15 protein-coding genes are annotated in these 15106 nt (G+C 46.3%); 4 read left to right on the forward strand and 11 right to left on the reverse strand.

The features are described from left to right. Positions 1–31: 31 nt before the first annotated feature. Both QP775_RS18225 and QP775_RS18230 read left to right on the forward strand, forming a co-directional pair. Positions 32–1096: an alpha/beta fold hydrolase gene (locus QP775_RS18225; protein WP_285108187.1), complete on the forward strand. Its 1065-nt coding sequence runs from the start codon at positions 32–34 to the stop codon at positions 1094–1096. Between the two features lie 326 nt (positions 1097–1422). Beyond that, positions 1423–1845 (forward strand): hypothetical protein, encoded by a 423-nt coding sequence (locus QP775_RS18230; RefSeq protein ID WP_285108189.1) that lies wholly within the window; start codon positions 1423–1425, stop codon positions 1843–1845. Positions 1846–1912: 67 nt separating this feature from the next. On the opposite strand, the gene QP775_RS18235 is transcribed toward QP775_RS18230, so the two are convergent. The 5 genes from QP775_RS18235 to QP775_RS18255 form a co-directional block, all read right to left on the reverse strand. Further along, positions 1913–2731 carry a WcbI family polysaccharide biosynthesis putative acetyltransferase gene (locus QP775_RS18235; RefSeq protein ID WP_285108191.1) on the reverse strand — a complete coding sequence of 273 codons (819 nt, stop codon included), beginning with the start codon at positions 2729–2731 and terminating at the stop codon, positions 1913–1915. Between the two features lie 163 nt (positions 2732–2894). After that, complete coding sequence (nadE, locus tag QP775_RS18240) at positions 2895–3704, reverse strand: ammonia-dependent NAD(+) synthetase (protein WP_239329386.1); 810 nt, start codon at positions 3702–3704, stop codon at positions 2895–2897. Positions 3705–3785: 81 nt separating this feature from the next. Beyond that, entirely contained in the window at positions 3786–4220 is a 435-nt protein-coding gene (locus QP775_RS18245) for a BrxA/BrxB family bacilliredoxin (RefSeq protein ID WP_028544686.1), read from the reverse strand. A 284-nt stretch (positions 4221–4504) separates the two neighbouring features. Continuing rightward, entirely contained in the window at positions 4505–5305 is an 801-nt protein-coding gene (locus QP775_RS18250; protein ID WP_239329387.1) for a hypothetical protein, read from the reverse strand. Positions 5306–5368: 63 nt separating this feature from the next. Beyond that, a complete protein-coding gene (locus QP775_RS18255) occupies positions 5369–7078 on the reverse strand; it encodes a two-component system sensor histidine kinase NtrB (protein ID WP_239329388.1) in 1710 nt (569 codons plus the stop codon). 195 nt (positions 7079–7273) lie between these two features. Between QP775_RS18255 and QP775_RS18260 the strand changes: the two genes are divergently transcribed. Then, complete coding sequence (locus QP775_RS18260) at positions 7274–8530, forward strand: BaiN/RdsA family NAD(P)/FAD-dependent oxidoreductase (protein WP_239329389.1); 1257 nt, start codon at positions 7274–7276, stop codon at positions 8528–8530. A gap of 85 nt (positions 8531–8615) precedes the next feature. On the opposite strand, the gene QP775_RS18265 is transcribed toward QP775_RS18260, so the two are convergent. From QP775_RS18265 to QP775_RS18285, 5 genes are all read right to left on the reverse strand, one after another. Then, positions 8616–9005, reverse strand: a complete 390-nt coding sequence (locus tag QP775_RS18265) for a DNA/RNA helicase (protein WP_285108195.1) — start codon at positions 9003–9005, stop codon at positions 8616–8618. An 83-nt stretch (positions 9006–9088) separates the two neighbouring features. Continuing rightward, entirely contained in the window at positions 9089–10366 is a 1278-nt protein-coding gene (locus QP775_RS18270) for an ABC transporter permease (protein WP_285108197.1), read from the reverse strand. Beyond that, a complete protein-coding gene (locus QP775_RS18275; RefSeq protein WP_239329392.1) occupies positions 10363–11064 on the reverse strand; it encodes an ABC transporter ATP-binding protein in 702 nt (233 codons plus the stop codon). Before QP775_RS18275 ends, QP775_RS18270 begins: the two co-directional genes overlap by 4 nt. 134 nt (positions 11065–11198) lie before the next feature. Then, positions 11199–11885: a glycosyltransferase family 2 protein gene (locus QP775_RS18280; RefSeq protein ID WP_239329393.1), complete on the reverse strand. Its 687-nt coding sequence runs from the start codon at positions 11883–11885 to the stop codon at positions 11199–11201. A 143-nt stretch (positions 11886–12028) separates the two neighbouring features. Continuing rightward, on the reverse strand, positions 12029–13015 hold the full coding sequence (locus tag QP775_RS18285; RefSeq protein ID WP_239329394.1) for an NAD(P)H-quinone oxidoreductase: 987 nt from the start codon (positions 13013–13015) through the stop codon (positions 12029–12031). Between the two features lie 179 nt (positions 13016–13194). Between QP775_RS18285 and QP775_RS18290 the strand changes: the two genes are divergently transcribed. Further along, positions 13195–13671: a MarR family winged helix-turn-helix transcriptional regulator gene (locus QP775_RS18290; protein ID WP_239329395.1), complete on the forward strand. Its 477-nt coding sequence runs from the start codon at positions 13195–13197 to the stop codon at positions 13669–13671. Between the two features lie 121 nt (positions 13672–13792). On the opposite strand, the gene QP775_RS18295 is transcribed toward QP775_RS18290, so the two are convergent. Continuing rightward, entirely contained in the window at positions 13793–15013 is a 1221-nt protein-coding gene (locus QP775_RS18295) for an ABC transporter substrate-binding protein (protein ID WP_285108200.1), read from the reverse strand. Positions 15014–15106 lie beyond the last annotated feature (93 nt).

Here is a 15106-nt window from a genome sequence, read left to right on the forward strand (position 1 = left end):
TGTCTACAAAACGCTCAAGGAGGAGTTTGTTATGCATTATTCTTTTCAGCTGGATATGAATCCCGAAGAGCCGCTCGTAAGAATAATTAGAGGAGACGTCTTTGTGCCCCACTTAAGTTTGGGGGACGCTCCGCAATCGGGCGTACTAATTATCTGTCATGGTTTCAAAGGTTTTAAAGACTGGGGCTTTTTTCCGCACACGGCCGCACAGCTCGCTGAGAAGACAGGTCTTATGACTGTATGCTTTAATTTCTCCCATAACGGTATTGGCAGCGATCTGCTGACCTTTAGCGAACCTGAGAAATTTGCCGTTAATACGTATACATATGAGCAAGAAGATCTAACAGCACTTTTAGCCCTCATTCGTTCTGACGAATTCAACAACTCACTTGAACATGCTAAGGCGAATTCGACTGCATCAGGGGTTAGGAGCACAAGTTCATTTACTGTTCACACAGCCCAAAGCTCAGCAAGATCCAACACTTCCAACTTACAGTCTGACCACATAAATATCGAACAGGAAGCTAATTTCTCGACCAATCAAAACAGTCAGGCCCTAAAAGTCCCTTCAGCAATTCGTACAGACAACTCGCTGAAAGACGCCCCTATATTCATCCTAGGCCACAGTCGCGGTGGTGCAACGGCTATCCTGTACGCTCTGGACCATCCAACCGAACTAACCGGTGTCATATCATGGAATGGGGTTACGAACATGGATCTCTATTCCGAAGCGCAAAAAGAAGAACTACGGCGTACTGGCCGCTCGCAAGTCATAAACGCGCGTACTGGCGAAGCACTTCCCCTGGATGCCGTCGTGCTGCACGATCTAGAGCTGAACCGGGCACGGTACGACTTGATCGGTCGTATATCCAGTGCCTCCTTCCCGCTGCTGCTCGTTCAAGGTTCTGATGACCTGCCAGGCTTCCGTGACGGCTCTGCTCAAATTGTAGAGCATTATGCCCAGACGAGTTGGCACACTGTACAGGACGCAGGACATACCTTTAATGCGGTTCATCCTTTTGCAGGTGCAACGGATGCGCTGGATGATGCTATACAGACCACAGCCACATGGATACGTGAGCAGTTGCAAGCGTAATGCTGATGTTTTTAGCTTATTGGAAGCTTTGACTTCGGGTGCTTGCCAAACCATCCTCGCCATACCAGCATCAATTGGCACCATCATATATACAGCTGGCCTTCTTTCGCACGACTGACAAACGATTGAAGATACGGCGCAAGGCGCTTCACTTATCAGAACCGCAGCCATGAGTTTCGTGAGAATAGCTCATCCCGTCACAAATCTGTCGCTTGCGGTTCTGATGTAATCTGTTAGAATACGGATAATCTTATGAATGTCTATCATGAGACAGCTAAGATGAAGATCTGCTCAATCGAGCAAGCAGAAAGCGAGGAGAAGTCACGATGGGCATGACGATAATCGCCGCGTCCCCATTAGCAGGACGCATTCCCACTACCATCCATCAATTGCAGCATATATTGACAACGCTTACATTAAAGCCTGTTCGAATTTCTCATACTCCATTTATCGAGATAGCACTCTCCCCTAAAGAGACGATTCAAATAAGCACGACTGCTCAATTGAAGCATCGAGATTCGCCATTTCGACTCAAGAGGGATCTTGCGGAAGACGAAATCTTGATCACCTTCTCACCGGAGAAAGGACTGCTCGTTATCGCCTCCACAGAAGCAGTGCTGGAACAAGCCTGCATGAAGTTAATGATGCTGCTTCGCCAACAGTGCGCAGTGATCCCAGGCCACAAGCCGCGTCTAGAGGAGTTATTCTGGAATGGCTCATCCGACGTCCCGCACGCGGCTGCTTTGTAACCTGTGAGAATCGGCTCTAATAATAGGCTCTCTGAATTTCCTTTACATAGAGCCTATTTGTTATGCTTTAGTCCCGAATCGCCAGTTGCCCCTGGTGATAAGTAATATAATGATGCATATATTGTTCAAAATTAAGTTGCGTGTAATTGAACGCATAGATTGGAGCATTACCTGAGGCAAATTGAAGCTTTAAATGTTTGACTACAGCTGGATAAATAGGAGAGATCAGGTCCGTAAAGTCCCCACCGTTGACGTAGGGCGAAATCTCATACTGCGAAATGCCGATACCTTGAAGTATGTTCTTGGCGATTGCCCTTAAAATATCACTTCGCGGATGACATATTGTACTAAATAGGTGGAACTGTTGGTAGTAGGTTTCTATAAATGGGGAAATCGGAATATCAAGACCTATCTCTCTTATTCTAAAGCTGTACATAAAATCGGCATACAGCCGCTCTAGCTCTGATTCCGTATAGAAATCCTCATCGGATACTAGATTGATAATCTCTTGCCTGCTCTTTCCCTCACACAGCATACGAATTATGTTTTGATCCCCATAGGCAAACTCCGGTTCCTTGTTATTAGCAGTAAATTGGGGATAGTAGGGGGTAAAAAAGCTGTTGCCTATACTAATAGACACGCAGTGTTCTGGCAATTGACTAAGCAAATAATCCGTTGACAAGTAAGGACCAAATGCGTCACTCGTACGCATATAAATAAACAAATCGCAGCTGTGTAGCAGCTCAGGCGCTAATCCTGTACGTGGACAGTCCTGAATAAAAGGAATATCCACCAGCTGATAGTTCCGATTAAAAGTGAGCGAGGTTTCTAAATACTGGCGTAATGGCTTGGCGTGGCAATTGCTGTAGATGATACACCGTTTCATCCTGCACCTCCTAATACAAGGCTGATCCAACTTGCACTCTTCATATTATATGAACAAGTCAATAGGAGGTACGAGATATAAGGCCTTATAACATAAATGGGGCGTCTGCTAGTCTCACATGAAGACTGGACGACCCCCATTTGCCATAACGATCTCAATACTATTAGATTCCTGGAATTGCAGAACGCTTATGCTCTGTCTTGCGATATTGACGCTCTATCTTCTCACGAGCTTCATCGCTGACCGGTTTGCCTTCCAGATAATCGCTATTTTCATCGTATGTAATGCCCAACTCTTTCTCATCTGTCTGGCCTTCCCACAATCCAGCAGTAGGTGCTTTGTCGATCACACTGCTTGGTACGCCGACATAACGAGCCAATTGACGAACTTGACGCTTATTAAGAGAAGATAATGGCGTAATATCTACAGCCCCGTCCCCCCACTTCGTATAGAAGCCCGTTAAAGCCTCAGAGGCATGATCAGTACCTACCACAAGCAGATTCAGGTCAAAAGCAAGCGCATATTGTGTCACCATACGAATCCGTGCTTTCACGTTGCCTTTGCCAGGAATGCTAATATGACGATAATTGCCTAGCTGCTTAAACGCCTGCTCTGTCTCCAGGGCAATTTCGTTTACGGCATCTTGTACGTTGGTCTCTACTGTATGCTGAAGCTTAAAGGCTTCCGCAACCGCATAACTGTCTGCAATATCAACCTGTTCACCGTAAGGCTGAAATACGCCGAGAGTCATGTAAGGCTGACCGCTCTCCGCAGCTAACTCATCTGTCGCCTGCTTGCAGAGCGCCGCAGCCACAGCACTATCAATTCCCCCGCTAATCGCGATTAACAGACCTGACGTTCCCGATTGCTTCACATACTGTTTCAGAAAATCAACACGTTTCCGTACTTCTGTCGCCTCATCGATCTGAGGCTGCACGCCAAAACGCTTTACAATCTCTTCTTGTAAGCTCATCTGTCATACTCCCTCCATGTGCATGGTGCAAAAATCCCCGCGCATGCAAACGATGCGCGGGGTATAAGCGCTGGGCTGCGCTTAGCGGCAATGACGATCAAATGCAGCTGACAATTCTGCAGCAATCTCTTCTGCTGAACGGTTCTCAATGCTAAGACGCTCGATAAAATGGACCAGTTCGCCATCCTTCATCAGTGCGATTGAAGGAGAAGACGGTGGATATGGCGCAAAATATTCACGCGCCTTAGCTGTTGCTTCTTTGTCTTGCCCAGCAAATACGGTAAACAAATGATCTGGTGTAACGTCATTCTCCAATGCCTTACGAACACCTGGGCGGCATTGACCAGCTGCGCAGCCGCATACCGAGTTCACAACTACCAACGAAGTGCCCTTTGCTGTTGGAAGCTTCTCTTCCACTTCTGCTGCTGTGCGAAGTTCGACAATACCCGCTCTTGTCAATTCCTCACGCATCGGTTGAACCATATCCTGCATATATTGCTCAAATGACATTGACATCCGCATTCACTCCTAAATGAAATATAATCCGATAGAACGCCCTCATCGTTACCTATCGGTAATATTGTAACCATGCTCAGGAGTGAAAAGCAAGAGAAGGAAGCCAACTACTAACACTTACGTTGATGGACGGTTAGGTCCATTCAGCTTCTTGTCGCCTGAGCCGCCATTTGCCTTCGTGCTGCGATTTGCTTGCTGCTGTTGTTCCTTGGAGTCTTGGGTCATATCGGATAGCCTCCTTTCCGTCATATAGTCTCAGCTATTATGTGCTCGCTATAGACGGATTATCCGATTTTTCCGCTATTCCCATCTGCTGCCTCTTGTTCCCCAAGAGGCCGTGGAAAATCTTCGATAGTGGTCTCAGATTGCACGCGAACAGCTTCTACTCGCTCGCACGCCCGTGTAATAAAGTAGGATGCAGCAAGTAATGCAACGGACACCCACTGCAGTATAGATAAGCCAAACATTCGCTCGTCATCTGGATACATATAGGACATAAGCATGCCAATGACACCGGCTGCAAGTGCGGATAACTGGGCATCTGCATAGCTGCCCATCTCCCGCTTGCGCAGCCATAGCCCCAGGAGCAGCAGCAAACTCATGATTGATTCAAACGGCGGCAGCGCAACAGCCATGACCGCAGGCAAAGGGAGCGGCGTCAAATAAGGAGCTGGCGTACCCGAATAGGCATACATAAAACCATATACGGCAAGTCCCATCAGCAAGCCATGTGCCGCTACATCCGACAGTAAGCCGTAACTTAACTGATGCTTGCGGATATAAGTAATGGTCCAAGCCACCAGACCGATACCTAACAGAACGTTGCCATTAACAGATGTGCCGCTTAAAAAAAGTAACGCTTTGGTCTGGTTCCATATAATGGACGGCGAGTCCCATAAGTAACCGAATTTTTCATTTAACAATATACATACGAGAATAGTTCCTGCCCACTCTGTCCAAGGCTTCACAGGGACATTCTCCATCTTTAGGCGCAACGCGATCGCTACTATCCCGAAGACAAAACTGACGAGCAGCACAAGCATACTCCATTGCAATGTGAACGAACCAAGCTGAATGACCTCCATTGATGACCTCCGCTAACGTATATATGCCTTTATACTACCATAATTAGGGCAATACATGCCTTGTTATACAGCAGCAGAAGTGATGATATCCTGTTCGTTGGCCTCGGCTTTAAAAGCTACAATAAAAGTCGTCCCTGCACCTTCCTTTGTTTCTACCCGAATCACACCCTCGTGTCGTTCTACAATGCTTAAGCACAATGGCAGGCCCAAGCCGGTGCCTTTTGCCTTGGTTGTATAAAAAGGTTCGAACAGCTTGTCCACAACTGCTTTAGGAATTCCCGTTCCGGTATCCTGAACCAGCAGTTCAATATGACCGTTGCAATATCTTGTTACTATCGTTAATATCCCTTTATCAGTCATCGCCTCCATGCCATTTCGTGCTAGGTTCAGCAGCAACTGCTTCATTTCCTTCGGATTTAATAAGAGTGGGGGCAGTTCCTCTGCGAGTTCCAACTGGATTTCTTGTCCGCGCAAGTTCGCGTCAGCCCACAAGAGAGGTGAAATATTCATAATCAATTCATGTAAATAGATACTTTCCTTCTCGACAATTCGATTCTGCGCAAGCGACAAAAAGTCATTAATAATACTGTTTGCACGATCCAGCTCCTCCATGACTATTGTGTAGTAGTCTTCAAGGTGCCCTGGACTTTTCTGTTTCATTAACTGAATAAACCCACGCACAACCGCCATCGGATTACGTATCTCATGTGTAATACTGGCAGCCATTTGTCCAACCAGGCTTAAGCGTTCCATATTGCCCATCTCAGCCCGCAGCTGCACGAGCTCCGTAATGTCGTGCATCATCCCAACGGCGCCTACTATTTCCCCGGTTTCTTGATTACGCATCGATGACGCACGAGTCAGATAAGTCCGTTCGCCTACTGTGAGCATTTCGCTTTGCATCGACTCACCACACAGTACTCGGTATACTAGCAGATTGTCCGTTTCCCAAAATTGATTATCGGCAAAATACTTCCCATACTCTTGCCCGATTATATTCGAGGCATCATAATGCGGATTAATTTGACGCAGTGTATGGAGCAGCGATTGATTAACCGCCGTAATACGAGCGTTAGCGTCAACCGCGATGACACCTAATGGCGTCGCATCAATTACCTGATGCAGCTTCTGCGCCTCCTGTCTATACTGCCGCCATATAGATAAGTAGCTCTGCTGTAAATAAGCCTTCTCTCGCGTACTCTCAATAAAATGCACAACGGTACACGCTGCCAACAAAAATACAGCACCGAACATCGCCATAAATAGGAACACGTCCATTTCTAGCTTAATTCGACTATCCCACAAGACATATACATAATGAATCAAATATAGAGCCATACCAAGCAATGCAAAATTCATTACGATCATCATCCGATGTCGGGCGCTTGAATGACGAAACTTATTCACATACATAAATAAAAATGGCGTTAAGTAAACAAGGGCATCGCTCCACAAAGCGTGTGAAAAGTAAGCTTCCGGAAAACCGAGCAGCATAAAGAAATAAAGCGCAGATACGAGGGCACCGATACGATACCCCCCATAAAGAATACCAAGCATGTAGGGTATTAACCTAAAATCAAAAGGCTGCGCTGTCTCTGAAAAATAATAAAACGACAACATCATACATAGCAGAACAGAAATGGACGAAAAAACTCCTATATTGATATGGGCCTTGGATATACGCTCTGGTTTCATCGTATAAAGTTGGCAGGAAAAAGCGGGTATGTAGGCGATAAAAACTTGCAATACGGTCTCCTTTAAAGCGACAAACATACACTACTCCTCCATATTAAATTGGTTATTTCTTCCTCTGTAGCTTAGATTAAAGCATACTACTGCCGGTTAAACAATTGTTATCGATTAACTTTTAGTGTTTTTTTATTAAACCGCGGTTGCATTCAATCTAGACAAGGATACAATAAGACAAGAACCGCTAATCATTGCGAACTACCGTAAAAGGAGATTACGATGCAACAAACTGAAGTTATAGTCATTGGAGGCGGTCCTTCTGGGCTGATGGCCGCGATCTCGGCTGCCGAGCACGGGGCTAAAGTACTGCTTATTGATAAAGGAGATAAATTAGGGCGCAAACTGGCAATCTCAGGCGGCGGTCGCTGTAACGTTACGAATAACAAACCGCTTGATGAGCTCATTCGTCATATGCCTGGCAACGGCCGATTTCTGCATAGTGCGTTCCAGCATTTTAACCCGGATCTCATCATTTCTTTCTTTGAGCGTTTGGGAATAGCTTTAAAAGAAGAGGACAACGGACGAATGTTTCCCGTGTCGGACAAAGCCAAAACTGTCGTGGATGCACTCATTGGCGAAGCAGTCAGACTTGGCGTGGTGCTGCGAGCAAACGAGCCTGTCGAAGAAGTCATATATGAGGACGGTGCTGTTCGCGGTGTCCGACTAAAGAGCGGTTCCTTTCTGCGGGCGGATTCCGTTGTAATTGCTACCGGCGGCAAGTCAGTTCCTCACACAGGCTCTACGGGTGACGGGTATCCGTGGGCAGAAGCTGCAGGTCATACCATAACGGAGCTATATCCAACAGAAGTTCCCTTAACGTCCAATACTTCCTTTATTCGTGACCGGGTACTGCAAGGGCTCTCGTTACGAGATATTCACATTGCTGTATGGAATGAGAAGGGCAAAAAAGTAGTAGAGCATGCAGGTGATTTGATCTTCACCCACTTCGGACTGTCTGGTCCAGCTGCTCTGCGCTGCAGTCAGTTCGTCGTTAAAGAACGAAAACGCACTGGCCGAGAAACGGTACAGCTAACGATTGACCTCAAGCCCGAGATTTCTGCCAATATGCTGAGCCAAGATGCACTTGCCTTATGGAAGCAAGAGCCCAAGAAGGCCGTCAAGAACATTCTAAAGCAGATCGTCCCTGAAAGAATGGTTGCGCTGCTGCTTAGTATGGCTGACATCGACGAATCCATAACATTTGACCACATCCCCAAACAAGAGTGGGCGCACCTGTGTCAGCTTATTAAAGCTTTTCCGCTAAAGGCTAGCGGAACACGCTCTCTAGAAGAAGCATTTGTAACGGGCGGGGGTATTCATCTTAAGGAACTTGATCCCAAAACGATGGGGTCACGCCTCACATCTGGCTTATTCTTCTGTGGTGAAATATTAGATATCCACGGCTACACAGGAGGATACAACATTACTGCCGCCTTTGTGACAGGGTATACAGCCGGAATGAGCGCAGCGAAATAAATATCTCTTTCTAACAGGCAGAGAGCCGGAAAATCTATATTTCTCCGGCTCTATTGGCTATCAAGAGTTACAGATGAATCCCACCCTAAAAGTGATTAGTCGATTCCTCATCCGACCAGCCCCGCGTCTCCTCATCACGATGGGACAAGTCATCCTCTCTTGGGTCAACCTGTACATAAGCATCATGATGTATCCAATCTTCATTCACCACATGGGCAGGTATCGGGATAATGTCCATTCCGTAGGCATCGTTTACAATACTCATTTCAGTCATCTCCGCTTGCTCGATCAGCTGACCGCCATATGCTTCGACGATCTCCAATGCAGAAGTGATATCCTGCCGCTCCACATGAATATGAAGCTGGTTGCCAGCTGTCTCCTTAACGGGATGATAACCCAGCTCATCCAATGTATCATACGCCAGTTCGGTGCTGTGAGCATCGCTAAATTCAAATCTGATTACGGCCTGCTCCATGAAAAACCCTCCTCCTACTTGATACTGTTTGCTGTTACTATACCCGTATCAGGAAAAGATCATGCTGCTGTACTCGGTCATCATCACGACTGCTCTGCTTCAACTTTGAAGTCTTCCTTTAACTTATATCCTCGCATCATCATAACCATATTGGATATAAAGGCAGATACCACAGCCCCTCCGGCCATATATAAGATTCCTGCCACTGGCGAGATCAGCCAGCCTGAAGCAGCTCCCCAGAGCATGCCAGGTAATATTCCATTTACTTTAACAAAATGTGAAGCCCCGATCTGAACTTGTTCCACATCAAAGGTATACATCTTCCACACTTCACTACCTACAAGCTCCCGCCAATAGGAATTCAGCCAGTATCCCAAAATAGCACACAACACCGGAAAGACCAGCATTAACAATGAGGCTGCCTTCAGCGTCACAATAAACAGAGCAATCATACCCACTCCAATGAGTTGGCAATAAAAAAGGACATGAACGCTGCTCCGCCACATCGTCTTAACAGCGATGGCTCCGATACGTTCACCCGCCGTATTGAGCTGCTTCCAGTACCCTGAATGAGGAAACAGCAGCGGCTTCTTGCCACGTTTACGCCTAGGTTGTTTGCCTAGCGCCTGCTTTAACAAGAGGCTTGTCAGCTTCATCTTGAAGCCTGTCTCTACATCCACATCTCTATCGAATGTATAACGGACATGGATACGCCATCTCGCCAGCATATAAATGCATATGATAAGCAGCCCTGCGAGCGCGGCCCCTGCGAACAAGTAGGACAGCATGGATATAATTATGTATCGAAAGGCAAGTAAAATAGCCACATTCCATATCCATCCCCATACAACCCTCTTCCAGCCATTCATGCGTACAGTTATCTGATTCCTTACAAGTGCGTGCAAACATCCAATCAACCCCGCCAGGAGCGACAACATAATTACACTCGCTGTATCAAAATGGTAGCCCCGAATAAGCCATGGTAATAAAAGAATGGTCAGAGCACCTGTCAACAGGGTCTGCCTAACCGCAAGTTCCAACAGGCCAAAGCGAACAAATGTCTCATACCAAACGGGGTGCTGACGAAGGAATAAAATGTCCCCGCCTTCCGACCACGTTCGCACACGAGACATCATAATAGTCACAAAGAACGGGTAAATCCATAATGTCTGAAATAATGATTGTTGAGGGATAACAACTGCATCTGTCCACCAGCTATAATAAAATTTTAATCCGAGCAGCAAGGCTGGTACGATAATATAAAGCATGACCGTCCAATCCATCACAATACGCAACGCGTTCCATTGATAGTTCAGATTCAAACGCCAACGTCGGTACGCCAGCGGCCATGGCCGCATCATGTCAGTACCTCGAAGCAGTCCATCAACGTACCTGCAGGCAGTCCGCTCTGTTCTCTTATTTCCTCAAAAGTCCCTTGGGCCACAATTCGCCCTTGATGGATCAGAATAAACCTGTCGCATATTCGTTCCGCGGTATCGAGCACGTGGGTACTCATCAGTACTCCCGCACCTCTTACCCGCTCTTCATGAAGCATGTCCAAAAAACGTTTAGTTGCCCGCGGGTCCAGGCCCACAAAGGGCTCGTCTATAATATAAAGTGAAGGCTGCAGCATGAAGGAAATAATTAACATCAACTTCTGCTGCATACCTTTTGAGAAACTTGTCGGATAATGATGAACGACATCGTTCAGTTGAAATCGGGCAAGCAGCTCGTCTGCTCGTAATTTAAATTGCTCCATGGACATATCGTAGGCGGCGGCTGCCAGTTCTAGATGTTCCCACAATGTCATCGTATCGTACAAGATCGGCTGCTCCGGCACATAAGCATATTTGCCTCGCCCGTCTTCTCCAAAGCTGACGCTGCCTTTAACATACCTCATAATGCCTAGTATCGACTTTATTGCCGTGCTCTTCCCGGCTCCATTCGGCCCGATGATGCCTACTAATTCACCAGGCTTCACGTCAAATGTAATCTGATGGATCTTCATTTCCTGAGCATCGTATCCCGCGTGCTCCATATTGACTTTAAGTATGCTCATACACGATCCTCCTCTATAACCATCCACTCATATCCCACACTATCGAGAGGGACGAGCCCCTGTTGAGCCTTGAACCAACATGCACAGTCAAGCCAACCTCATGATATGCTTATTATATAAGCAAACGTTAGTGATTAGCGCAAGTACTCGGGAACCGGATTAAGGGGAAAGCGATCAAACGCTAAGACATATGTCTCTTGCCCCATGCCGCCGCCCCACTTTCTTATATAATAATCCTGATATAGAGGAAATGTCACCTCGTGTAAATGCAGCAAGTACAAGTCTGATTTCACAGTAGAAGCTCCATCATTATGATGCTTAACCGGAAGCAATGTCTCTATCAGCTCATAGTGACTGAGACGCATTCTTCTGAACCAGTCAATATCCGAGTAATACATCGGCAAGTTCGGATCCCAAGGACCTACTGATTTAATGGCCTTCATAGAGAAAACTGCTAATGTGTCGAAATACGTATAGGCAGCCCCCCACTTCGTCCCATCCTCTACCAGACACTGGACACGTTTAAGGAGCAGCTCAGGTGTACCACTTTCAGCTTCGGCATCACTATGCATATACATAACAAAGTCGCAGTTCTTCTCAGCCCCCCAATAATGAAGCATATTTTGCGATTGACTGTGCGACAGCGGAACTGGAGGTTCGTATACACTAACTTCTTTCGGGATAGCTGCTGCGGATCGGAGCTCGTGGTTCCATGAATTATCGATTACGATAACATTAGGCCAATACGCCTGAATACTGTAGAGTGCCTTATATAACAAATCCAGACGATTTACATAAAATATACCCAAAACGTATTTCAATAGTACCAGCTCCCTGCCGCAGTCGCTCAATTGCGGTAATGATGTTCCTTATATAAGATTCATCAAGCACAAATAATGAGCAGACTATTGCCTAGTACACATGCAAATATCACAAATCAAACAAACCAGCCACCATTTTAACTTCACGGAGTTAAAATGATCAGCTTGCCAATGTTGGCGTTTCTCTCCATCTGAACATGAGCTTCATTAACTTCCTCTGCATCCCAAACAGAGTCAATAATCGGCTGTAATTGGCCAGACTTAAACATAGGCATTGCCCACTCGACAAAATCAGCTGTCAATGCTGCCTTGCGTGTTTGAGGCAGCCCTCTTAATGTGCTCCCCATGATATGAATTCGCTTCAGCATTGCTGCCATTAAATCAAATGATTCGATTTTGGAGCCGCCCAACGTTCCATACAGCACTAAGCGACCGTCAAACGCTAAACTGTCCAGATTATCTTTCCAGTAAGAGGCACCAACAGGATCTAGGATCAGCTGAACCCCCTGCTCGTTTGTCTCTTGTTGAATTCTGTCTTTAAAAGATTGATGATGATAGTTCATGACACAATCTGCGCCAAGCCTTCTCACTGCCTCTGCCTTCTCATCTGTACCTGCGGTAGCATAAACACGAGCACCTGCAGCTTTAGCCAGTTGAACAGCTGCTGTACCTACACCGCTTGCTGCCGCATGCACAAGTATACGTTCCCCCGCTTGTAAACCACCTAATTTAAAAGCGTTCAAATAAGCCGTCAGAAATACTTCAGGAATACCAGCAGCCTGCTCCAGCGATAATTGATCTGGTATCTGTATAGCCATAGCTTGTGGAATTACCACATATTGCGCGTATCCCCCACCTGAGAGAAGCGCTGCTACGCGCTCACCAACCTGCCAATTCACGACATTAGCTCCGACTTCCTCAACTGTGCCGGCCATTTCGAGGCCAAGAATGGGAGAAGCGCCTTGTGGCACTGGGTATTTACCGCGTTTCTGAAGCAGGTCTGCCCGGTTGACGGCAGTTGCATAGATCCGGACCAACAATTCATCGGGGCCGCATGTTGGCTTTTCCCAGTCGCCCCAGTATAAGGAATGATCACTTCCAATTAAACATGCTTGCATACTAGTTTGCATCCTCATTATCCTCCTCAAGGTGTGAGATTTTGCTTTCATAATCTGACCAAAAATCAAACAAATTAAAAAAGTTTAAATTTATTGTGTTCAATCTTTCACAAATGTGATTAATGTTACGTTACAAAATTTAATTTCGTACTATCATGAAATCGTAACCATTCGAGTAAGGTGGGATTACTATGCATGAACGTATTGACCGAGAAACAGAAGCATCGTTACATTTGTTCCGTGTATTTTCCAAAGCATTTAAAAGTGTGTCTGATCATTCCGCAGCCGGTTGCAAACATGAAGGTTTTAACCCAACTGATTTCGCCGTACTTGAAATGCTCTATCATAAAGGCCCGCAGCCCATTCAACAGATTGGCTCCAAGTTGTTGCTGCAAAGCGGCAATGTTACGTATGTCATCGATAAGCTTGAGCGGAATGGTTATCTGGAGCGTCATCCTAGCGCCAAAGATCGCCGTGTTATCTTCGCAGAATTAACAGCAGACGGTCGTGACATGATGGAGCGTATCTTTCCACGCCAAGCTGTCATGCTTCGTCGGGCACTGAGCGGCCTTACGCTGGATGAGAAGCAGCAGGCGATTTCCTTGCTAAAGAAACTTGGTCTGCAAGCTGAACGACTCGGATGCACCAACAACAAGCCTGGATCTTAACCTAAACAGCGAGAGCCGGTATAAACTACCGGCTCTTCAGGCTATATCGTCATTGTAGTCTAGTAAACAAAGCGCTTACCAAGCCGACGATTGTACAACTTTTCTTCGTTCACATTTGTGCTTATCGTCGTTTATTTAAACGTGCTAACAAGATACGTCGTGACTCCTCCAGCTTTACATTAATCTCGTCGTTTATCGTCTTTAAAGCTGTCGCCGGATACATATTAAATTCAATCGCTTTCAGCTTGGCTACACGAAACCACTCATTTGCCACCACATCAAGCGGTGTAGGCTTGTATTCCCTCATCTTGATAGCCAGATCCATGTACAGCTCGTTGGAATACTGTCCCCCTAAGAAATTGCTGCTGTACTTCCGGTCTAATACTGCCTTTCTTGAAGGTAAATGAGCGGCCACCGTAGCGTTACCATCCATCCCCATAAACATGGAGTACATAAATTTCCAAGCAAGCGGCTTATTCTTGGATTGCTCTGATAACATCAAGGAAGTAGAGCCTGAGTAACCATACAGATTAAAGGGCAAGCGTGTCACCCGCCATAAGCCAGTTGTCTTGGGAGCCCACTGCTCCAATTGCAGCTCTCCCCATGTGCCAAGGTATACCATCGCAAGCTTGCCTGATTGCAAAGCTTGCTCACCAAGCTCTGTCCATAATCCGATATTAGCATCAAGCCCTCTGCGATTAACCTCTTGGGACAACTCAAGCCCCTGTCGAATGACTTCATTATTGCGATTAAATTTCATGCTGCTATCGAATTGGGGTACTGTTGTCTCGTACAATTCCAAAGGATCGGCATCCCACTGTGTAATGAAGATCCCTTCCTTGCGCAGCTTAATGGCCATATTCAGCCATCGCTTGGGGTCTTCCATGTAGCGTCCTAATGCCTCAGGCTCTGATGGGAAGCCGTATTTCTCCATAATATCCTTTCGATAGAACGTAACTCTAGGAGAAGATGCGATGGGTAAGGCAATTAGTCTGGAGCCGTCGTAAGATAATGTCGCATCCCATAGTGCTGGAGCAATGCTAGCCTTTAGCAGATCCGCTCTGAACGGTTCCTCTAGCAGGTTAACGATGCCTTCAATAGCATTAAATTCACCGAGAAACGTATTCTCTACTTCCATAACATCAGGAGCTTTACCCTTAACCATTGCATCTAAATACGTCTGGGCATGATCGTTGTAGGTAAAGCGCTTGACGTTAATTTTGACACCCTTATTCTCCTGTTCAAACTTGCTTGCAAAATCGGCACAACTGTCACCATAACACCATACAGTCAGTTCTTGTGGCGGATGAACATCTGAAGCACTGACATTCTCTACAGGCATCGTCGAAATCTTCTCCGTTCTGCATCCTGTTAGGAGCAAGACCAGCATAAAGGCGACTATCCAACCATACCCTCGTAACAACCTAGCATGAGT

The organism is Paenibacillus sp. UMB4589-SE434 (genome assembly GCF_030226685.1).
Taxonomy (GTDB): Bacteria; Bacillota; Bacilli; order Paenibacillales; family Paenibacillaceae; genus Paenibacillus_B.